Genomic DNA, 21,123 nt, shown 5'->3' on the forward strand with positions numbered 1-21,123 from the left:
GCATCAGCCGAGGCGTGGATCATGATCGCCCACATTCGTCTCATCACCAGACGCCTCGCAAGGTATCGATATCCATGAGGGCTTTTCGAGTCCGACTCTTAAAGCAGACATCGCTAAAAGCGATGCGCATCGCCTGCTCCCAACTCTGTCTGCCGGAGAAGCCCAGGTCCTAGTAGAGCCGCGAGCGCACGGCTGCATTCATGCATCTGGACTGCGACACTAGAAGTCGACGGCACCTAGTGAACCTGAACCAGCGCTGTCCCATCCGCCTTTGTCTTTGGCATCATCAAGGCTACCACCAGACCCAACACAACCATTCCAAAGGCAACCAGATGGGACTGCTGGGCACCCTGCGCCATTGCGGGCTGTACCTCTTCCCCGCGTGAGATGAGCGCAGCACTGGTCGCCGTCATGATCGAAAAGGCGATGGCGATACCGGCCGCACCCGAGAGCTGCTGGATCGTATTCATGATGGCGCTGCCATGGGGGAGAAGGTGCTTGCTGAGAGCGCCGAGCGAGGCCGCGTATGTTGGGGTCCACAGGAAGGCCTGCCCAACGATGATGAACATATAGGTGGCAAGCAAAAGCCAGATGGGTGTGCCGGGTGCAAGTGTCGACAGGAACCAGAGACCAGCAGCATCAAAGAGCGCGCCCGCCACCATGAGCGGACGCGCGCCGAGACGGTCATAGACGCGGCCGACAATCACAGAAATGACGGTGATGGTCAGTCCTCCCGGCAGCATGAACAGCCCGGTCTGCAACGGGGTTAAGGCATATGAGGCCTGCAGGATGACCGGCATCAGCGTCATCATGCCGGTTGCGGCGGTCATGAAGAACACGGCAAGTAACGCCGGAACGGCAAAGCTGCGCACCGCGAACGGCCGCATGTCCAGAAGGGCGCGATCGGACTTCTGCAGGAACAACTGGCGCGCGACGAACAACGCAACCACGATCACACCAACCGCCAGCGCTGTCCAAGGCGATACGATTGTGTGGCCTCCCGAGACCTCGCCGAACGATGCCAGTCCGTAGACGAGGCTGGCAAAGCCAATGGCCGAAAGCAGCACGGACAGACCGTCAACCTTGGTCTTGCGAGGGGTACTCGGCACTCGGATCATCATGTTGCCGACGGCGAGGGATATCACGGCGATCGGCAGGATGAAGACGAACAACCAGCGCCAGCCGGCGACGGACAGGATTGCGCCAGCCATTGCCGGGCCGAATGCTGGCGCGGTCGATACCGATACCGTGAGCAGCGCCATCATGCGGCCAGCTCTGGACGGTGGCACCAGTGCGGTCACCGCCGTAAACGCCAGCGGCGTGGCAATCGCCGTGCCGACTGCCTGGATGATCCGGGCGATCAGCAGGACTTCGAAGCCCGGAGCTATGATGGCGATCAACGTCCCGAAGGCAAACAGGGCCATGGCCAGCGTGTAGACTGTGCGCATGCTGTACCGTTCGGTGAGGAAGCCTGTCGCGGGGATGACCACCGCCATCGTCAGCATATAGGCGGTCGTAAGCCACTGCCCGGTGGAAGCCGTGATCCCCAGATCGCTCATCACGGTCGGCAGGGCGACACCCATCAGCATCTCGTTGAGGATCACCGTAAACGTAGAGGCAAACAGCACGCTGATTGCGATCTTGGATTCGGGGGACAGCTTGTCGCTGGCCGCCATGTTCTGCGCGTTATCCTCAAGAGAGGCGGCGATAGCCGGCATAGCCTAGTTTCCTATTTTCTAGTACACGAGAGTTTGGTGTTAAGAAGATGCCCCAGACAAAGCTATCAGATGCTCAGTTGGACATGACCCGGTTGTTTGCGGCCATGGCGGCGCGTGTCATCGCCACCGTCCCGTCGGAGATCGCCTTCATGATGGCATCACGATTGGACGGAGAACGGTCCCTGTTTGCGTTCGAGAGGGCCGCTTCGAGCTCCTGGATTGTCAGTTCGGTGCAGTACGCCGGAGAGCCGGGTTGAAAGCGCCAAGAGCCCGCAAGGTCACCCGCGTCTACCGTATCGAAACCGGTTGCGCTGACCAGCTCGGCTACGACGTGCTTGGCTGCAAGATCGTCGCCCGCGAACGGAATGGCAATCCGGCCTTGTGTTCCAGGAGCAGTCCCCGCCTCGATGAGCGTCTGAGAAAGGATGGCGTTCCACGCCTTAATCAACGGTCGGCTGACCTGTTCACTGGCCCAAACCGTTTCCGGTTTTCCGATTTCGACCTCGGCGATCCGCCCGTCGCGCTGGGGGTAGTAGTTTGAGGTATCGACGAAAATCGCATTGGCAGGAGCATTGGCTAACAGAGCGGCTGCTTCCGCGTTGCGGGCGAAGGGTATCGACAGGATCACGACATCCGCGTCAGTGGCCACATCTTCCTTGGCGACGGCGGAAATCGATGTTCCGTCAACAATGTCCTTCAGGGTGTCCGGCCCCCTGGAGTTGGCGAGTTTGACCATATGCCCGGCTGCCGACAACTTCCTGGCCAGCTCCGCGCCGATATTGCCGGAGCCGATGATTCCGATGTTCATGATGTGTCCTTTCTATTCCACGGGAGGGCGGGCAAAATCGTTCAGCGTATCGCGCAGCGCGATCATGCCAGCCTCATCGATCTTACAAGCGCTCTTGATTTTGCCGGAGATGCTCCAGACTTCGTCCTTGATGGCCTGGGCGGCTGCCGTGAGGTTGATCAGCACGCACCGTTCGTCCTTTGGATCACGCATCCGCGTGATCATCCCTGAGACTTCGAGGCGCTTGAGCAGAGGCGTGATCGTTCCGGTATCCATTCCAAGGCTGGCACCAAGGTCGCCGACGTAGCGAGGTGTTCCGGCATAGAGCTCCAGCATCACTAGGTACTGCGGGAAGGTAAGTCCCAGCGGCTCCAGAAAAGGCTTATGCATACGCGCCACCCGGCCTGCCACACCGTAGATAGCGAATGAAAGTTGGGTACCTAAACGATGAGACATAACGTAACTCTGAGCGACGCAAGAATGAAACGTCTAGCACTGCATTGTCTAGTGCGCTAGTGGTCAGCTCCGACGACCGCCGGTACAACGCATCGCGATGATCTCGTCTGCAAAGTCAGTGTTGCGATCCACCCGGATGACTTCCACTGACACTAACGGCATTTGCCGCAATCCTGCGCGGCGCAGTGGCCTTTGTCGCCACCGCTCGCTTTACGCCGACATGTGAGTTGTTTGGGTTGTCTAACGGATGAGATAGGAGCATGCTGATCAATATCGCAACGTCAAGGACTGTTGGATCAGTGGGACGTCCTCGCTTCCTTCCAGACCGATCCTTCCCAGCCTATGCCTACCTGCCGGGTAAGGGTCCGCATCCCGTCCGGGATCCCAGTGGGCACAGCTACCGTGCCCAACCGATCCGGGGTGTTGCGTCGCTGGATTCCGAGGAATTTGCTTGGGGACAGGACCTCTTCAACCACGGCTATTACTGGGAAGCCCATGAAGCGTGGGAAGGACTTTGGCACGTTTCTGATCGTGGAAGCCCGCTGCGCGCCTTGCTCAAGGCATTGATCCTGTTATCTGCATCCGGGGTAAAAATACGGGAAGGCAAAAGGGCACCGGCGATGCGTCATGCTGGTCGTGCTGGCGGGCTGCTACGACAGTTGACAACGGCTTCGCATGACCAGTTTGCATGCACCCTCGGCATGTTGCCAGCCAGGCTTGCCGAACTCGCTGAAGCAACGGCGGATACCATGCCGGCACTACGCAAAAGCGCCCGAGGAGAGCCGGAACAGGTTTTCGAATTCTTCCTCGGAAACCCCCGTTCCTTCTCAGGCGAAAGACATCAAGCGGCAAAGTAGGGGATCTACCGTCATGTGCGTTGGCGTGGGTGTCAGATAATTTCGCCAATACGTGCCAACTCGACCGCATCTGGTCCGGTCGGGAAGCGACGTCCTCCAGATTATATCACTGACTACAGCCCAGATAACTTCTGCAACGTTGGAAGGGTCACCATGAAGATTGGCGGTCGCAATGTGCCCGACACGACTCAGTTGAAACATTGGAAGACGTTGGTGCCGAAACCAGATCTTCTCAGCGCATCCCCGTTCGCCATCTCGCCAAGATGGCGCAAGGGACTGGGAGCGAGGCTGATGCCTTTGTTGCAGAGTTGGCCGAAGACGGAATCAAGCATCCTATCATGAGTGCAGTTCGCAAGGTCATCTCAAGTCGGGCTTTTCGCTGCAGAGGGTCACGGAGCAGGTGCCTTAAAAAACTGAATGTTCTCGAACATCATCGCTCTGACCCTTGAACAACGGGCCGGAGGTTCAGATCACTTCAAGGCGTCGGAGCTTGAATGGCTATGCGCAGAAATCATCTCCGCTTGCTACGGTTGCCGTAGGTACACATACCATCAAGACTGAGACGTGGTGCCTGGACGCCTCAATCACGTTGCTACCGAACTTGCGGATTTGCGTAACCTGCTTTCGCGGAGGAGCCCGCTGGCATTGATGATCGGGTGGGCTACGGATGTGATATGAGCGTTAATGCGCTTCAGGTCACGCAGCATGTCGAGATGCAGCGAGCTTGTCTGCAAACTTTCCGCTTGACCATCGCGCAGGCGCTGGAAATGCAGTTCGGCGGACCGGCGCTCCATGTTGCGTACCTCCACCTTGATCTCCATCATCCGCCGCGCAAGGCCGGGATCACGGGTGACAAAGACGGTCTGGGCAAGGCGAAGGTTCTCGATGGTCATCTCGAACAGTTGCAGAAGCTCGTTGTTGCCAGCATCCGACAAGCGCATGCCCTCAACGATCTTCCTGCCCACCTGCGCCATCAGGCCTTTCTCGATGAGATCACCGATGTGCTCAAGATTGATCGCATAGTCGATGATCATAATCGATCGACGTTTCCCCTCATCGTCCAGCCCTTGCCCCGCGAGCCGCGAGAGATAGACCTTCACCGCTTGCTGCAACCCGTCCACGACCTGCTCCAGCGCCGGGAGAGGCTGGAGTCGCTCGGCCTTGTGGAGGCGAAAGGCCTCGAGTGAGAGGAGCAGCATCCGCTCGATCAGATCGCCGATGCCGAGGACCTCTCGCGTTGCGCTAGTCAGGGCTATGGCTGGCGTGGAGAATTCCTGGGCGTCCAGATATCGCGGCCCGCTCTCGCCGGCCGGCGCGTCGGGAACGAGGTGCTGCATGATGGCGGAAAGCCTTCGGGAAAGCGGCCATGCGGCAAGACCCAGGAGGACATTGAAGAGAAGGTGGATATCGACCGGAAGCTTTGCCGCCGACAGGGGCAGCCCAGACAATCCATCCGCAATCGTCCCCGCCATCGGCAGGACGATGAGGCAGCCGCAGCCTCTGACGATGAGGTTGCCGAGCGTCACGCGCCGTGCGGCCGGTCCGGCACCCAGGCTCGCCATGAACGGGGGAACGGCGCCGCCGAGATTGGCGCCGAGGACGAGAACGACCATCAGGCCGGGCGACAGGATGCCCGTCGATCCGAGCGACAGGATCAGCACGACGATGGCAAGGCTCGATGAGGACAGGAAGGCAAGGACCGCCGCGAAGATCAGGGCCACCGGCCATGCGCCGTCGAGAAGGCCGATGAAGGCCCGAAGTGCCGGCGAGGTGCGAAGGGGCTCGGTCGCCAGACCGAGAAGGTGGAGCGAAAGCAGCATCAGACCGATGCCGACCAGCGCCGTTCCAAGACCTCTGCGCGCTGTCGATGCGGCCCGCAACAGGACGATGCCGATGAGGATGAGGAGCGGCGACAGCCATTCGATGCCCGTCGAAACGATCCAGGCCGTGACCGCCGTTCCTATGTTGGCGCCGAGCAGCGCGATCTGCGCCATGCGCGGTTTGATCATGCCGCGCTCGACGAAGGATGAAACCATCAGCGCGGTGGCCGTCGAACTCTGAAGCGCGACGGTCGCGACGAAGCCGGACAGGAAGGACCGCCAGCCGCGCTTCGTACCGGCAGCAAGGCCGGTGCGCAGACGCGCGCCGAAGGCCCGCGTGACCCCGTCCTTGACCTGTGCGAGCCCGAACATGAGAAGCGCGACGGCCCCGAACAGGTTGATCATGATGACGGTGGAGGTCATCGGGAGATGCAGGCACGATCGAGGGAGAGCCGCAGCACGCTCAGAAAGGTCTTCAGAAACTGCCTGCCCGAAGCCGTCGCTGCCGACGCTCCCTCCATCGGCCAAATTCCGCCGTGGTCGGCCAGAGCCTTGTAGATCGACAGGCGGTCGGACGGAATGAAGGGCAGCGCCATGTCCTGCGCCTGGCGCAGCGCGTACCAGTCGGTGACGAGCCGCAGCAACGGAAGCGCCGCGAGGGCGTCCGTGCGCACGCCGCCCGCTCGCGCCAGATCGGAAAGGGTGGAGGGCGGCAGGTCGAGTTGCGCAAGCAGGCGTCGGAGCGTCGAGCCTGAAAAGAGAGCAGCCATCTCCTGCGGCCACTCGCGCGGGAAGAAGCGGTGAGTGACCAGCGCCTCCTGATGCGCATAGAGGAAATCACCATAGCTCAGCGCGTCGAAGGCGGGGTGCGCGGGTTCGCCGAGACGATCGCACTCCCGGCGATAGAGATGCACGACACGCCCGTCGACCGGCAGGTCGGCCAGGCTGACGGTCTCGCATGTCGGCCCGTCGGCTGCGCCATGAACGATGCGGAAAGCCGGTGGAAATGCGACCAGCGAGGGAACGGCGATGTTGGTCAGCGTGCGGTCACCGGTCTTTCGTTCGCTCGATCCGTAGACATGGCTATGGCCGCTGAAGTGCCGGGTCATGCCGGCCTGCAAAAGCGTCTCCGCCACATCCTCGCGCGGCGTGCGCCTCGCCACATTGGTCTGCCCGAACAGGGCCAGTTCGCTTTCCAGATTGTCCGCGAAGACATCCACCACCGGATAATGAGAAAAGCACAGCAGGTTCTTGCTATCGCAGGCCGCACGGCGATGCACGTTGGCGATCCAGTCGATGAGATACCGCCGCTGCCGGATCACGGCATTCCAGCCGGCGCCGGTGCTGTCGATGAAGTCGCTCGCCCGGCAGAGACCGGTCGCATCGTCGGCAGGCTGGAAGACGTTGGCATCGATCATCAGCAGCCAGAGACCCTCTTCCGGCTCGACGAGATAGGACGCATCAACCAGATCGGCCTGACGTTTCCCGTCCGCGGATGTCAGCCTGTAGTGCCGGTCCTCGAAGGCACCGGACGATCCGAACGGGGTTTCCCAGTGAAAGTCGCCGGGACAGGGCGTGAGGCCATGCCGGGCAAGAGGTGTCAGGGCCTCGGGGTAGCCCGCACAGTACATCGTCTCCGTCAGGATCGCATGCGGATCCGTGGCCGCGACATCCGGGTCGCTTGTGATATTCAGGGCGCGGCCGTCGTCTGCCAGGAACTCCTTCGTCTGATGCCGCCCGGCCCGGGCATAGCCGTCGTGATTGCCGGGCAGGATGTAGAAGGACATGGAAAAGCGGGCGGCGTAGCGCTCAAGGAGTGCCGCGACGGCTGCCACGGTCGCCTTCTGCCCATCATCGCTGTAGTCGCCGAGCAGGACGACGTGGCGGATGCCACGCGCGGCGATCCTGTCGAGCGCTGCGGGAAGGGCCGCGAAACTCTCGTTGAAGACGCGCGTCGAGCATCGGGTTTCCGACCAGCTTCGCGCCGTTAGGCGGTGATCGCCCGTCATCCGGTCCTGCCCGAAATCGCCTTCGAGATCGTGGAAATGAGCGTCGGCGATCACGGCGACCGGCGAATGCTCACGCAACGCCATCACGCGCCCTCTGCGCTTCGATCAGGTCGATCCAGTCGGAGGCGCGGCGTGCCGCATCGTAGAGCATCGGCTTCGGCGTCTCGAACCATTCGTCCGGCCGCAGGAGGCGCTTTTCCCGAATATGGGCGATCGCGGCATCGAGCGTCGGGAAGAGATCGGGCTGCTGCTTGTGGAGATAGAGGCCGACCAGCGAAACCGACCGGCTGCGGCCGCTGCGGCAGTTGACGAGCACGTTGCCGCCATCTTCGAAGGGATAGGTTTCCCGCTTCGGCAGTGTCTGGTGCAGCGCGCCATGCAGGATGTAGTATCCGCCGAGCATCATTGTATCCGGACTTCCGCCGCCGTCGATCATGCCGAGCTTGTAGTAGCGGATCGTGGAATAGCCGGTCGCGCTGAGGTCGCCGTCCTGCGGGTTTGCCGGATCTCGCACGACATTGATGTCGAGATTGACCGCGCAGTTCACGACGATGCTGATCCCGTGCCGTTTCAGAAGCCCGAAATCGCGTGCGCCTTCGAGCCCGCCGATATAGAGCGTCGAATTGTGCGGTTTCAGCCCTTCCGTGATCGCGCTGATCGATGGTCGTGCATATACGGGAGCATCCATGTTCCGTCCTTTCAAGGCGCGATCCGCGACCGCGCCGATCGTCCTGATCGGGTTGAGTTCGAGCATGTCCGGCGCGGGAGCGACTTCGCTCCGACTGGAAAAGCTCTAGGCCGCATCCACCTGCCGGACAGCGCCATTCGTCGTTTCCGAGAGGCGCCCGGACTGCGGATCGAAGACCATGATGTGTGCCGGGTCGAGCTCCAGCCAGACCTTGCGGGTCGGCCAGCGCTCGACGAAGCGCGGAATGAGGGCGGTCACCGCATGTCCACGGGATGTCAGCGACAGGATCGTTTGCGATCCCGTGGGTTGCACGACGTCCACTTCGGCGGGGAGGCTGTTGGGCGCGGGTCCGTCGTGCAGCGTCAGCCGCTCGGGCCGGATGGCCAGCCGCACCGCGCCCGAGGGCCGCGCCACGGTGTAGGGCAGAACGATCTCCGTCTCGTCGATCCGCAACACGCTGCGGCCGTCCCGCTGGTCGAGATGCCCGTCGAACAGGTTGATGCGCGGATCGCCGATGAACTCGGCGACGAAGAGATTGCTCGGCTGGTGATAGATCTCGTAGGGGCTGCCCATCTGCTGGATCACGCCGTCCTTCATGACGACGATGATATCCGACATGGTCAGGGCCTCGACCTGGTCGTGCGTGACGTAGATCGTCGTCGCCCCGAGATCACGAGACAGCCGCTTCAGCTCCGTGCGCATTTCCGTCCGGAGAACCGCATCGAGGTTGGAGAGCGGCTCGTCCATCAGCAGGATCGAGTTCCGCGCCGCGATCAGCCGCGCCACCGCGACGCGCTGCTGCTGCCCGCCGGAGAGTTCTGAGGGAAAGCGTTCCTGATAGCCTTCGAGCTGGACCTTCTTCAGAGCCTCGGCAAGCCGCTCCGCGATCTCTTGCTTCGGCTTTCGCGCCTGCTGCAGCGCCAGCGTGACGTTGCGATCGACCTTCATGTTCGGCCAGAGCGCGTAGCTCTGGAAGATGAAGCCGAGGCCGCGTTTTTCCGGCGGCACGAAGTGACTGTCGCGCCCGGAAAAGACGGTCTTCCCGGCAAGCGTCAGCTCCCCGTCGGAAGGCTGTTCGAGACCCGCGATGATCCTGAGGGTCGTCGTCTTGCCGCAACCGGAGGGCCCCAGCAGCGTCACGAACTTTCCCTTGGGAATGTCGAGATCGAGGGGTGGAATGGCGAGATGGGCGCCATAGGATTTGGTGATGCCTTTCAGGGACACTTCGTTCATGATTTTCCTCCCGGGATCAACAGGTCCGGACCGGCATGCGCTGACACGCCGATCCGTTTACTGCAGCTTTTACTGGCTCGTCTCGACGACCCAGAAGTCGTTGACGGCGGCGACATTGTCGCGCTGGAATTCGGCGGAACCGAAGATCTTCTTCACGTTCGGCCAATTCTCGCCACCCTTGGGCAAGGGCACGTCGGTGCGCGGCGAGAAGGTGCCGACCTTGAAGTAGGCGGCCATTCCCTGCAGCGTCTTCAGGCTCTCGCCCTCGCGATACGGCTTCTCGACCTTCGTTTCCGGCGTCAGGTCCTTCGAGCCCATCTGGAAGGCGATGAAGAGCTTGGCGGCATTGGGGTGAGGCGCCTGGCCCGCCACCGCCGTGTAGGTCGAATAGGCGAACACGCCGGCCGGATCGACATCGTACAGAATGGCATTGGCGTAGTCGTCGCTGCCGTTCTTGTTGATGTAGTGCATGCTGGAGAAGGTGACCGGCGGCTTGTCCTGCCCCTTCAGACCGGATGCGGTGGCGAGCTTCGATCCGGAATCGTAGATCACGAGGTCGTTCTTTAAGAGGCGGTGCAGGAACTCGTAACCGGCATTCTCCGTTCCCTCCGAAAGCTCGATTGGCTTGCCGGCATGTGCCTCATAGGCTTTGGCGAAACTGTCGGAGTGCTCGACGATCGAGGCCAGCAGCGCAAGCGAGGTCAGCGATCCCAACGGGCTCTTCATGGCAAAGCGCTTGTTCCATTCCGGCTCCGTCAGCTGCCACACGTTCTTGACCGGCGGGCCGTCCTTGTAGGTGTCGGCATTGTACATCAGCACCGTTGCCTCGATCACCTGGGTGAGGAGAGGCTCGCGCAGCTCCACCGGGATCTTGTCGACCAGGTAGCGCGGCACGTAGTTCACGATGCGCTTGTTGGGCAGGAGGTCGAAGAACATCTGGGCCGTGCCCGCGGTGTTGACCACGTCGACGGCGAAAATGCCGGCCTGCTGCTCGCGCACCACCTTCTCAATGGTCTTCTCTGATCCGAGGTCGTAGGCGTTCACCTTGATCTCCGGATAGAGCTTCATGAAATCCTCAGCGGATGCGCTGACGCTGGAGGAGGACGCATAGATCGTGACCTCGCCTTCCTCCTTTGCCTTGCGGGTGATCTCTTCCCAGTTCTCTTCCGCCGGCTGGTTCGCGCCGAGTTCGGCCGTCTTCAGCCAGGTGTCGAATGCGTCCTGCGCGAACGCCGTCGATCCGATCATCAAGCTCATGGCGGCAGCCGCCAATCCCCGGGTCATCAGTCCCGTAATCGTCATGCCCTTGGTCATTTTCTGCATCGTCGTCCTCCTCCTTCGGGTCGCCTCCTCAAGCAAAACCCATCTTCGTATTGCGGAAAACCAGCCGGAACAGCAGGTTGCATCCGACGACCAACGCGACCAGCAGCAGCGTTGCTGCGCCGATCAGCTGGGGCACGTCATCCGTCTGGTAGGTGTAGATCACGCTTGCGAGCACCGCCGTCGACGGCGTGACGAGCAGGATGATTAGCGAAAGCTCGCGCATCGTCCCGATGAAGCTGAGCAGCATGCCGGAAATGAGGCCCGATGCGGCGAGGGGCGCGACGATGCGGCGCATGCGGCCGAACCAGCCGATGCCCTGGACGCGCGCGGACTCTTCCAGCGACTTGTCGATCTGCAGCATGGCGGCGATACCCGTGCGCGAGGTGTAGGGCAGGTTCTTCACCGCAGCGATCAGCACCAGCAGCGCGAACGTGCCGTAGAGGGCCGGGATCGGCCCGACCGGCTGGGAGAACATGCCGATATAGATGGCGCCGAAGGCGACCGCCGGGAAGATGTAGGGCAGGAAGGCGGCCGTCTCGAGCGCCCGGGACGACAGGCTGCCGCGGGTGCGCACGACCACGTAGCCTATGAGAAAGCCGAGAACGGCCGTCGCCAGAGCCGTGAGAAAGGCGAGCCGCAGGCTGTTCCAGGCCGCATGCAGGATCTGAGGGTTCTGGAAGACGCCGGCATAGAGCGCATTGACGCCGCCGCGCTCGCCGATCCAGTAGTGCAAGGTCAGGTTCGAAAGATCGTAATTGCCGGCGGTGCGCGACAGGGACTGAAGGACGAGAAGGCCCAGCGGAAGCACGACCGTGATGCACATCAGGAGCATGACGAGCGCGAACACCAGCCAGCGCGCGCGGCCGAGATCGATCTCCCGCCGGCGAAATCCCTTGCCGGACATGGTGACGAAGCTTTTCCTGACGCCGATCATGCGCTGGTTGATCCAGATGAACAGGACGGCGAGAAACACGAGAACGAGGGCCAAGAGATAGCCGTCGCCGACATTGCGCGAACCAATGGCTGCGTAGATCTGCGTCGGGAGAACGAAGTAGCGGATGGGCATGCCGAGCACGGCCGGCGTTCCGAAGGATCCGATGACGCGGATAAAGGTCATGACGACAGCGGATCCGACGGCCGGAAGAACGAGCGGCACGGTGATGGAGACGAACTGGCGCAGACGCGACATGCCGGCAATGGCGCCCGCTTCTTCGAGCTGACTGTCCACCGTCGAGAGCGAACCCGAGATAATCAGGAAGCCGTAGACATAGTAGTGGAGCGAGAGGCAGATGATGATGGGGATGCCGCCGAAGGCAATCCAGTCGGGAGGCTGAATGCCGAAGAGGTAGGCAAAGACACCCGATGCGCCGGCGACCCGGTCGTTCTTGAAAAACGTGACCCAGGCAAGCGCCATGACCCAGGACGGCAGCATGTAAGGCAGCACGACGGCCGTGTTGACGAACTCGCGGAACGGCACATTGGTGCGCACGACGACCCAGGCCAGCATCGCACCCAGCGCAAGGCAGATCGCCGTCGCCCCGAACGCGGTCACGAGCGAGTTCATGAACGGCTTGTAGAACAGCGCCCAGGACATGCGCCCGGTAAACACGCGCTCATAGTGGAAGGTCGTCAGTTCGCCCGGCGCGCGGCCAGGCAGGTATGCGGCATCATAGGGCTGTACGGTCACGGTTTCCCGGATCAGCTGGAACAGGGGGACGATGACCAGGAGACAAAGCACGATCGCCAGGAGAAGCGCGATCAGGCGCTCAGGCGCGGTGAAGAAGCGCCCGACGCGCCGCGACATCCGCCCTCCTCGCCCGGCCGTTCGTGTCGTTCCGATATCCGCTACCGTTGCCATAGTCCCTCCCGAACGGCTCTCCAGGCCGCATGTCATTTCCTCGGGCGCCCGAAGCGCCCACCGACGTCTTCAGGCGGCCTGTATTCCCGCTTGTTGTGTTCCCGCGTCTGGGGTGTTGTTTTCCGCCGCCAACGGGATCCCGCTGGCTTCGCTGATGCCCGACGCAATGCCGGCAGCGGCCGCCAGAACGGGGCCGCCCTCGCGCAATGAGCCAAGCTCCATGAAGGGGCAGACGCGCCCGCCGGCTTCCTCGACGATCAGCAGGCCGGGAACGCAGTCCCAGGAATTCATGTGCAGTTCGACGTAACCGTCGGAACGGCCGTCGGCGACATAGGCGAGGCCCAGAGCGCCCGAGCCGCAGCGGCGAACATTAGCGCCCTTGCCGAGGAGCGCGGCGGCAACGCCGAGATAGGTCGCGTTGGGCACGCGTGTCGACCAGCCGAGTTCCACGGACGCTGTGTCGAAGCGGCTCGTTCCGGCGACGGAAATTTTCGAACCGTTGCGCGTTGCGCCGCGACCGAGCCTTGCGAAATGCAACTCGTCGAGCGCCGGATTGTAGATGGCGCCGAACTGGGCGACGCCGTTTTCGATGTAGCCGATGGAAATGCAGAAGTGCGGGATGCCGCGCGCGAAGTTTGCGGTGCCGTCAATCGGGTCCACGACCCAGACACGATCCCGGATCTCGCCGCCACCTTCCTCGCCGAAGAACCCGTCGTCTGGAAAGGCAGCTGCGATCCTGCCGCGAATATGCGCCTCGGATGCAGCATCCGTCTCGGTCAGGAAATCCTGCGGCCCCTTCATCGTAAAGCCGGCTTGGGCAATATCGCGAAACCCCCGGAGCGCCAGAGCGCCCGCTGACCGGATGACGGCCTGGCAGAGCATGGCCCGCCCTTCGATGTCGTTGCTGAAAGTCTCACTCGTCGACATGCTTCCGAACTCCGTTGCACACGTGTTCAATGTTGCACACGTGTTCAAGCCTGGCAATGGGAATTTTATGGCCTGTCTGCTCACTTCCACGCTTGGGCTATTTGTGAACGGTACCGCGCTCTATCAGCGTGACGGGAACCATCTGTGTCGACACCTCTCCATCGTCATGGTCGAGGGCTGCAAGGACAGCGTCGGTCAAGACGGAAAAGGACTGTCCGACCGTCGTCAGATCATAGGCCTTCCAGGCAGACTGCGGGATGTCGTCGAAGCCGATGACGGACAGATCGTCGGGCACGGAGCGTTGGAGATCATGCCGCGCGGCATCAAGGAAGCCGAGGGCCATCAGATCCGTCACACAGAATGCCCCGTCTATCTGCTCATCCGCGAGCAGGGCATGCGCCGCGGCAACGCCCGTCTCGTAGGCCGTCGGCCCTTCGCTCCAGCGCACGACCGCGCCACCATGCTCCCTGACGACATCCGAAAATGTCGTGGCGCGCCGGACCTGCGTCGGCGTCAGGCTGCCGCTGCAGACGACCGCCACCTTGCGGCATCTTGCTGCCAGCAAACGTTCGGCCGCGAGCCTTGCGCCGAGAATGTCATCGCTGAGGATCACATCTGTGTCGGGCCGCGTCATGAGGCGGTTGATGACGATCAGCTTCACGCCGTTTGCGAGACATTCATCGACGATCGATGCCGGAGGCTCTCCCGAGAGCACCACGATTGCACGGGCGCGGAATTCGAAGATCAACTCGATCAAGGGCGCGATGTCGCTCCGGGCATCGGCGGCGTTGAGCAGCAGGCACTGTTGCCCCCGACGCAGGAGCCCGAGGCTGAGCATATCAAGCTGCTTGGCGATGAATGGCGAGGACAGGTTGGCGCCGACGACCCCGACGAGGTTCGAGCTCGAGGTGTTCAGCGTCTGCGCTAGGCGGTTCACCCGGTAGCCCAGCTCCTGCGCCGCCTTCAACACGCGTTGCCGCACGTCGGGAGACACGCTGGCGCCGGCGGTGAACGTGCGCGAGACGGCCGACCGTGAAACGCCGGCCCTTTCCGCGACATCGATCGACGTTACAAAGCTCTTGGCCATCGGATTCAACTTTCTGTCATCACTGCCAGAACCTCTAGGCCGGTCGCGTCGAATGATCAATGCACCCGTGTGCATGCGCTGTCTTCCGATCCCAACGCCGCGACGGAGGGAAGATCCACATGATGAAAGTCGTCAACGAGGAACCCGCCTACTCCGGAACACGCGTCGGTCTGCTCCCTGAAAAGTGATCCTTCTTGAAATAAAGCTTATGAGCCGAAGAAGAACATTGGAATGGCAGCGAAAAGACACAAGGCAGAAGAGATCGTCACGAAGCTTCGTCAGGTTGACGTGCTGAATGCTCAGGGCAAATCGATGGCGGAGGCGATCCGTTCGATAGGCGTTATGGAAGTCACATATTGCCGCTGGCGGGCTGAATACGGTGGCCTGAAGGGCGATCGGGTGAAGCGCCTGAAGGAACTGGAAGCGGAGAACGCCCGGCTCCGTCGTGCAGTTTCCGATCTGACCCTGGACAAGATGATCCTGGCGGAGGCCGCTCCGGGAAACTTCTAAGCCCCCCGCCGCCGTGCCTGCGTGGATCATATCACTTCAGAATTGGGCGTGTCCGAACGACGGGCATGCCGGGTTCTCGGCCAGCATCGTTCTACGTGAGCCGCAAGATCGCAAAGACACCGGATGACGAGGCGGCATTGACCGCCGACACCACGGCACTCGCTCTCCAGTATAGCTGCTATGGCTGTCCCGCTGGCCGACAGCCAATTGTCTTCAATTGGCGTAAGGCGTCGCATAACAGCGATGCTGCACCAGGCGGGTTGGATCGTGAACGTCAAACGGGTTGAGCGAATATGGCGACGGAAGGGGCTGAAGGTTCCATCCAAGCAGCCCAGGCGCGGGCGGCTCTGGCTGAACGAAAGCTCATGCATCCGGCTTCAGCCGGAGTACCCTAACCATGTCTGGTCCTCCGATTTGGCGAGGACCGGACCCACAATGGAAAGAAAATCCGCATGCTAACGTGCATCTCGCTCAGCAGGCCCAAGGCCACACTGGTCCTGTTGATAGGGAACCATCAAATAACACTGAGCGTTCTCGCCTCTGGCCGGATGACTTGCCGGTGCTCGTAACCTCCGCAGTATATGGCTAAATTCCACGGAGAGCGAGAATGACAGGAAGCTGCGTATGATGATCGGATACCACGCATCTCACGAGCAGTTTGCGCCGAGCGATCTATTATCATGCGTGCAAGCTGCGGAGGATGCTGGTTTTCAGGCCATCATGACTTCCGATCACATCTCCCCATGGTTGAGCCATCAGGGTCATTCCGGGAACAACTGGGCGTGGCTTGGTGCAGCCATGGCCAAAACGTCGCTCCCGTTCGGCAGTCTGGCGATCCCAGGCGGCTGGCGCTATCACCCGGCGGTCCTTGCACATATTGTCGGAACGATCAGCGAAATGTTTCCCGGCCGATTACGCTGGATCGCGATGGGGAGCGGCGAGGCTCTCAACAAACATGTCGTCGGCAGCGAGTGGCCCGCAAAGCCAGAACGCAATGCGCGCCTTCTTGCGGGCACCGAAATCATCCGCGCCCTTCTGCGCGGAGAAGAGGTGGACCGGCGTGATCGCTGGTTTACAGTCGACAAGGCGCGGCTCTGGTCACTGCCAGCGACCCCACCAGCCCTGTTTGCCGCGGCATTGTCCAACGACACAGCACAATGGGCGGGCGGATGGTCCGATGGACTGGTTACGGTCAACAAACCGAAGCAGAAGCTGGTTGAGATGAGGGACGTTTACCGCCATGGTGGCGGGCAGGGTAAACCGCTTGCATTGCAGGTACAAGTTTCATGGGCGGAAACCGAGGCCGCCGCGAGAGCCGCGGCTTTTGAACAGTGGCGTAACGCAACTTTGCCGCCTGCTTTCTTGGCGGATCTTCCGATGCCCGAGGATTTCGAAAGGGCAACGCGGCACATCAAGCCCGACGACATCGATGAGGTCATCCCGCTTGTCACGGTTCCGGATAGGCTAATCGAACTAATCCTCGTGGCGAAAGACTGCGGATTTGAGGAGGTGTTCATCCATAACGTCTCTCGTGACCAGATCGGTTTTATCAATTTCATGAAACGTCAGGTCCTCCCAGCACTGCGCGTATCCGAAACCTGACATGCACGAAGCATCGTCGCGCTGAGCGCCTGAGTGTGGTTATTGAAAAGGAACGCAGCTTGATCAACGACCTCTGGTACAAGAACGCTGTCGTCTACTGCCTGTCCGTCGAGACCTTCATGGATGCCAACGGCGATGGAGTGGGCGACTTTCAGGGGCTGCAACGGCGGCTGGATTATCTGGCCGGTCTGGGCGTCAATGCCATCTGGCTAATGCCGTTTCAGGCCTCGCCGGGTCTCGATGATGGCTACGACGTCTCCGACTATTACAACATCGATCCCCGATACGGCACCCTCGGCGACTTTGTCGAATTCACCCATAGCGCCAAGCAACGCGGCATTCGGGTGCTGATCGACCTTGTCGTCAACCATACGTCCGATCAGCATCCCTGGTTCAAACAGGCCTGCGCCGACAAGAATTCCCCATACAGGGACTGGTACGTGTGGTCCGAGAAGAAGCCGGAAAATGCCGACGAGGGCATGGTCTTTCCCGGTGTACAGAAGTCCACATGGACGCGGGACGAGAAGTCCGGCGAATACTATTTTCACCGCTTCTTCAAATTCCAGCCGGATCTCAACACTGGCAATCCGCATGTCCAGGCGGAAATTCTCAAGATCATGGGTTTCTGGATACAGCTCGGCGTATCGGGTTTTCGCATGGACGCCGTTCCCTTCGTGATCGCCGAAAAGGGCGCAGATGTGAAAGCATCGAAGCCGCAATTCGATCTGCTGCGCACGTTCCGTGAGTTCCTGCAGTGGCGCAAGGGTGACAGCATCATCTTGGCCGAAGCCAATGTCGTGCCCAAGGAGAACCTGCAGTATTTCGGCGGCGATGGCGATCGCATGCAGATGATGTTTAACTTCCACGTCAATCAGGCTCTGTTCTATGCGCTTGCAAGCGCCGATACCCGCCCCCTCGCCAAGGCGATGAATGAGACCCGGGAGCGACCGCAAACGGGGCAGTGGGGAATATTCCTACGCAACCACGACGAACTCGATCTTGGCCGGCTGACGGAAAAACAGCGGCAAGCCGTGTTTTCAGCCTTCGGCCCCGACAAGGACATGCAGCTCTACGACCGCGGGATACGGCGTCGCCTGGCGCCGATGCTGGGCGGCGATACCAGGCGTCTCAAGCTTGCCTACAGCCTGATGTACTCGCTACCGGGCACGCCCGTCCTGAGGTATGGCGACGAGATCGGGATGGGTGACGATCTTACCTTGGAAGAGCGCAACTGTGCCCGCACGCCGATGCAGTGGTCGACCGAGCCGCATGGCGGCTTCACCAAGGCGGAAAAGCCCGTCCTGCCCGTCATCGAAGGAGGTCCCTACGGGTTTGAACAAGTCAATGTCGCGGCGCAGCGACGAGATGCAGAATCGATGCTGAACTGGACCGAGCGGATGATCCGCATGCGAAAGGAAGTGCCGGAAATCGGTTGGGGGTCCTTCAGCGTTCTGGATTGCGGCGATACGGGCGTCCTGGCGATGCGCTACGACTGGCGCAACAATGCCGTCGTCATCATCCACAATCTCCACGACAAGCCCGTCGAGATCACCTTTGATCCCGGCATAGGAGAGAGTGGACGCGTCCTGATCGACATCGCCGACGGCAGCGACAGCCGTGCGGCCGAGAAAGACCGGCATAACATGATGCTTGAGCCATTCGGTTATCGCTGGTACCGCGCCGGCGGGCTCGATTACCTGCTCAAGAGAAGCGACATCTGATCTCGCACAGGAACCTCGGCTTTGCTTAACCCGTTGCCCGATCAGGCAAAGAGGCTGATCTTGCCGTCCGTCATTCCGCCAGCTTGCCCAAACGAGCGAGATCCGCAATGCCTTTAGTTGCTCCCGACAATCCGGTTCACGATATCAAGTGGTGGCACACAGCGACCGTGTACCAGGTCTACCCTCGCAGCTTCTGCGACTCAGATGGCGATGGCATCGGCGACATCCCCGGCATCACGTCGCGGCTGGATTACCTGCAGCGGCTGGGCATAGACATCATCTGGCTCTCTCCAATCTACCAGTCGCCGATGGACGGCAACGGCTACGATATTTCTGACTATCGCGCGGTCGCGCCGGAATTCGGGACGCTCGGGCATTTCGATCGCCTGGTGTCCGAAGCAAGAGCGCGGGGGATCGGGATCATTCTGGATCTCGTGGTCAACCACACATCGGATGAGCACCCGTGGTTCCTGCTGTCGCGCCAGGCTACCGACAACCCGTTCCGCGATTTCTACGTCTGGCGCAAGCCGGCCGATGACGGCGGGCCGCCCAATGACCTGCAATCCTCGTTCGGCGGGCCGGCCTGGACGCTGGACCCGACGACCGGCGAATATTATCTGCACCTGTTCTCGCGTCGGCAGCCCGATCTTAACTGGGAGAACCCGAAGGTCCGCGCCGAAATCTACGAGATGATGAACTGGTGGCTGGATCGGGGAATTGCCGGTTTCCGCATGGACGTCATCGATTATATCGGCAAGGAGGTCGACCGGGAGGTGGTCACGGACGGACCACACCTGCACGACTATCTCAAGGAAATGAATGCCAGCACCTTCGGCGACCGTGACATCCTGACGGTTGGCGAGACGTGGAGCGCCACGCCGGGATCTGCCCTTCTCTATTCCGGGCGAGACCGCAAGGAACTGTCCATGGTCTTTCAGTTCGAACATGTGACCCAGCAATGGGATGCGGTCTACGGCAAATGGCGCCCGAAGCCGTTCGACCTCGCGGGGCTGAAGACCGTGTTTGGCAAGTGGCAGCTGGCGCTGGCAAGGGACGGCTGGAACGCGCTGTTCTGGGGCAATCACGACCTTCCCCGCGCTGTTTCCCGCTACGGCGATGCCACCGGCTTCCACAGCCAATCCGCAAAGATGCTGGCGACGGTGCTGCACCTGTTGAAGGGAACGCCTTTCGTTTATCAGGGCGAGGAGATCGGCATGACGAACATGCCCTTTACGTCGATCAACCAGTATCGCGACATCGAGACATTGAACATGCACCGACTGCAAATGGAGGCCGGGCTGTCACCTGAAGAGTTCATTCGCGGTGCCAATGAAAGCGGGCGCGACAACGCGCGCACGCCGATGCAGTGGAACGCCACCCAGCATGGTGGCTTTTCTTCGGGCACGCCTTGGATCGAAGTGAACCCCAATTACGCGACCGTCAACGCCGAGGCGGCAATGACCGACGAGGGGTCGATCTGGAACCATTACCGCAAACTTATAGCCCTTCGCAAAATGCACCCGGTCGTCGTTTACGGTGACTACCAGCCATGGCTCGACCATCATCCGGATGTGTTCGTATATACCCGCACGCTTGAGGAGGTTCGGCTTATCGTCGTCGCCAGTTTCAGGCCCAGCGAGGTCTGCCTCACCATGCCAATGGAGCTTTTAGCCGTGGGCAAGTGCCTCATCTGGAACTATGAAGCCGTGGATAGAGTCGAGACTGAGATGGTCCTAAGACCCTATGAGGCCATCGGGCTGCTGACGGATGCGTAATGCGACGGTTCCCGCCGACGACGACCAATGGCCTGACCCGCCCTGGGGAACCGGAGCAGCAAAACTCTCCGGCTTCATACTCTCGTTGCTATGCCCAGAGCGAGGCGTTGAGCCATACATTCGACGTTTGACGAAACCATTCCGTGCAAATGAACTGACGGCGAGCTTCGGGCAACTGGCGACCTCGGTCCATGCCCGCCCGAGGCTTGAAAGATGCCGTCCGTCTGTCTTTGACTTGAAGGCGAGCGTGACGGTAACCGTTCGCCACACGTCAGCCACTTAATTCCCAGCAGTTCGTTCTTATGCACAGTCATGGTCGCTAGAGTTTTCACTTATTTCAAATCCATGCCGCGGGCCATCGATTCGAATCCCATCAAGGCGAGCGGCCTGCACCTCAAATAGCCAATAAAATTCCCTGATTAATCGTATGCCTCCGCCGAAGGCCGTCTGCCCTGATTTGGTGATTGGCTTTAAGTCCATGCCTTATGTCATGCGCTACAATCATTTCCCCTATTGAGGTCTTTNGTATGCCTCCGCCGAAGGCCGTCTGCCCTGATTTGGTGATTGGCTTTAAGTCCATGCCTTATGTCATGCGCTACAATCATTTCCCCTATTGAGGTCTTTTCCGCGGACGATCTTGGCCGTCGACGGGATTGGTCGGACGAAGAGAAGGTTCGGATCGTCGAAGAGAGCTTGCAAGGCTTTCGGCAGGGTTCAGTGACGGCGCGGCGATATGGATTGTCTCGGTCGTT

The 21,123-nt window shown here is 60.9% G+C and carries 15 protein-coding genes and 1 pseudogene; 5 read left to right on the plus strand and 11 right to left on the minus strand.

From position 1 onward, the window contains the following. Positions 1-236 precede the first annotated feature (236 nt). The 3 genes from ASG39_RS07725 to ASG39_RS07735 form a co-directional block, all read right to left on the minus strand. The gene (locus ASG39_RS07725; RefSeq protein WP_244481170.1) at positions 237-1,718 is read right to left on the minus strand and encodes a DHA2 family efflux MFS transporter permease subunit; all 1,482 of its coding nucleotides are present in this window, start codon (positions 1,716-1,718) and stop codon (positions 237-239) included. Between the two features lie 73 nt (positions 1,719-1,791). Continuing rightward, positions 1,792-2,526: an NAD(P)-binding domain-containing protein gene (locus tag ASG39_RS07730; protein ID WP_062594461.1), complete on the minus strand. Its 735-nt coding sequence runs from the start codon at positions 2,524-2,526 to the stop codon at positions 1,792-1,794. A gap of 12 nt (positions 2,527-2,538) precedes the next feature. Further along, positions 2,539-2,895: a MarR family transcriptional regulator gene (locus tag ASG39_RS07735; RefSeq protein WP_200943871.1), complete on the minus strand. Its 357-nt coding sequence runs from the start codon at positions 2,893-2,895 to the stop codon at positions 2,539-2,541. A gap of 326 nt (positions 2,896-3,221) precedes the next feature. Here ASG39_RS07735 and ASG39_RS23150 point away from each other — a divergent pair, with 326 nt between their 5' ends. After that, positions 3,222-3,818 (plus strand): DUF309 domain-containing protein, encoded by a 597-nt coding sequence (locus ASG39_RS23150; protein WP_082477054.1) that lies wholly within the window; start codon positions 3,222-3,224, stop codon positions 3,816-3,818. Between the two features lie 584 nt (positions 3,819-4,402). Here ASG39_RS23150 and ASG39_RS07740 read toward each other — a convergent pair. The 8 genes from ASG39_RS07740 to ASG39_RS07775 all read right to left on the minus strand — a co-directional run bounded on the left by ASG39_RS07740 (position 4,403) and on the right by ASG39_RS07775 (position 14,763). After that, positions 4,403-6,061 (minus strand): Na/Pi cotransporter family protein, encoded by a 1,659-nt coding sequence (locus ASG39_RS07740; protein WP_062594463.1) that lies wholly within the window; start codon positions 6,059-6,061, stop codon positions 4,403-4,405. Beyond that, entirely contained in the window at positions 6,058-7,731 is a 1,674-nt protein-coding gene (locus ASG39_RS07745; RefSeq protein ID WP_062594464.1) for a metallophosphoesterase, read from the minus strand. Before ASG39_RS07745 ends, ASG39_RS07740 begins: the two co-directional genes overlap by 4 nt. Beyond that, the gene (locus tag ASG39_RS07750) at positions 7,718-8,335 is read right to left on the minus strand and encodes a dual specificity protein phosphatase (protein WP_062594473.1); all 618 of its coding nucleotides are present in this window, start codon (positions 8,333-8,335) and stop codon (positions 7,718-7,720) included. Before ASG39_RS07750 ends, ASG39_RS07745 begins: the two co-directional genes overlap by 14 nt. Before the next feature lie 105 nt (positions 8,336-8,440). Then, a complete protein-coding gene (locus ASG39_RS07755) occupies positions 8,441-9,568 on the minus strand; it encodes an ABC transporter ATP-binding protein (protein WP_062594465.1) in 1,128 nt (375 codons plus the stop codon). A gap of 69 nt (positions 9,569-9,637) precedes the next feature. Further along, on the minus strand, positions 9,638-10,891 hold the full coding sequence (locus ASG39_RS07760) for an extracellular solute-binding protein (RefSeq protein WP_244481171.1): 1,254 nt from the start codon (positions 10,889-10,891) through the stop codon (positions 9,638-9,640). Between the two features lie 28 nt (positions 10,892-10,919). Beyond that, positions 10,920-12,695 carry an iron ABC transporter permease gene (locus tag ASG39_RS07765; RefSeq protein ID WP_062594466.1) on the minus strand — a complete coding sequence of 592 codons (1,776 nt, stop codon included), beginning with the start codon at positions 12,693-12,695 and terminating at the stop codon, positions 10,920-10,922. Between the two features lie 123 nt (positions 12,696-12,818). Further along, positions 12,819-13,676 (minus strand): inositol monophosphatase, encoded by an 858-nt coding sequence (locus ASG39_RS07770; protein ID WP_062594467.1) that lies wholly within the window; start codon positions 13,674-13,676, stop codon positions 12,819-12,821. Between the two features lie 97 nt (positions 13,677-13,773). Beyond that, on the minus strand, positions 13,774-14,763 hold the full coding sequence (locus tag ASG39_RS07775; RefSeq protein ID WP_062594475.1) for a LacI family DNA-binding transcriptional regulator: 990 nt from the start codon (positions 14,761-14,763) through the stop codon (positions 13,774-13,776). A 231-nt stretch (positions 14,764-14,994) separates the two neighbouring features. Between ASG39_RS07775 and ASG39_RS23155 the strand changes: the two are divergent. The 4 genes and pseudogenes from ASG39_RS23155 to ASG39_RS07795 form a co-directional block, all read left to right on the plus strand. Continuing rightward, a pseudogene (locus tag ASG39_RS23155) lies at positions 14,995-15,740 on the plus strand (transposase); the annotation flags it as partial. Positions 15,741-15,897: 157 nt separating this feature from the next. Next, a complete protein-coding gene (locus tag ASG39_RS07785) occupies positions 15,898-16,875 on the plus strand; it encodes a TIGR03885 family FMN-dependent LLM class oxidoreductase (RefSeq protein ID WP_062594469.1) in 978 nt (325 codons plus the stop codon). Between the two features lie 59 nt (positions 16,876-16,934). Then, positions 16,935-18,596, plus strand: coding sequence for an alpha-amylase family protein (locus ASG39_RS07790; RefSeq protein ID WP_062594470.1), 1,662 nt, complete (start codon positions 16,935-16,937; stop codon positions 18,594-18,596). 107 nt (positions 18,597-18,703) lie between these two features. Next, positions 18,704-20,371 carry an alpha-glucosidase gene (locus tag ASG39_RS07795; RefSeq protein WP_062594471.1) on the plus strand — a complete coding sequence of 556 codons (1,668 nt, stop codon included), beginning with the start codon at positions 18,704-18,706 and terminating at the stop codon, positions 20,369-20,371. The last annotated feature ends 752 nt before the right edge of the window (positions 20,372-21,123 follow it).

Origin of the sequence: Rhizobium sp. Leaf371, from assembly GCF_001424045.1 — a bacterium.
In the GTDB taxonomy this organism is placed as follows: Bacteria; Pseudomonadota; Alphaproteobacteria; order Rhizobiales; family Rhizobiaceae; genus Ferranicluibacter.

Excerpts from the sequence above, each read along its gene's own strand:
- ASG39_RS07775 (WP_062594475.1), bottom strand. The coding sequence starts at position 14,763 with ATGGCCAAGAGCTTTGTAACGTCGATCGATGTCGCGGAAAGGGCCGGC.
- ASG39_RS07735 (WP_200943871.1), bottom strand. The coding sequence starts at position 2,895 with ATGCATAAGCCTTTTCTGGAGCCGCTGGGACTTACCTTCCCGCAGTAC.
- ASG39_RS07785 (WP_062594469.1), top strand. The coding sequence starts at position 15,898 with ATGATGATCGGATACCACGCATCTCACGAGCAGTTTGCGCCGAGCGAT.
- ASG39_RS07795 (WP_062594471.1), top strand. The coding sequence starts at position 18,704 with ATGCCTTTAGTTGCTCCCGACAATCCGGTTCACGATATCAAGTGGTGG.
- ASG39_RS07760 (WP_244481171.1), bottom strand. The coding sequence starts at position 10,891 with ATGCAGAAAATGACCAAGGGCATGACGATTACGGGACTGATGACCCGG.
- ASG39_RS07740 (WP_062594463.1), bottom strand. The coding sequence starts at position 6,061 with ATGACCTCCACCGTCATCATGATCAACCTGTTCGGGGCCGTCGCGCTT.
- ASG39_RS23150 (WP_082477054.1), top strand. The coding sequence starts at position 3,222 with ATGCTGATCAATATCGCAACGTCAAGGACTGTTGGATCAGTGGGACGT.
- ASG39_RS07765 (WP_062594466.1), bottom strand. The coding sequence starts at position 12,695 with ATGTCGCGGCGCGTCGGGCGCTTCTTCACCGCGCCTGAGCGCCTGATC.
- ASG39_RS07745 (WP_062594464.1), bottom strand. The coding sequence starts at position 7,731 with ATGGCGTTGCGTGAGCATTCGCCGGTCGCCGTGATCGCCGACGCTCAT.
- ASG39_RS07755 (WP_062594465.1), bottom strand. The coding sequence starts at position 9,568 with ATGAACGAAGTGTCCCTGAAAGGCATCACCAAATCCTATGGCGCCCAT.
- ASG39_RS07770 (WP_062594467.1), bottom strand. The coding sequence starts at position 13,676 with ATGTCGACGAGTGAGACTTTCAGCAACGACATCGAAGGGCGGGCCATG.
- ASG39_RS07750 (WP_062594473.1), bottom strand. The coding sequence starts at position 8,335 with ATGGATGCTCCCGTATATGCACGACCATCGATCAGCGCGATCACGGAA.
- ASG39_RS07725 (WP_244481170.1), bottom strand. The coding sequence starts at position 1,718 with ATGCCGGCTATCGCCGCCTCTCTTGAGGATAACGCGCAGAACATGGCG.
- ASG39_RS07730 (WP_062594461.1), bottom strand. The coding sequence starts at position 2,526 with ATGAACATCGGAATCATCGGCTCCGGCAATATCGGCGCGGAGCTGGCC.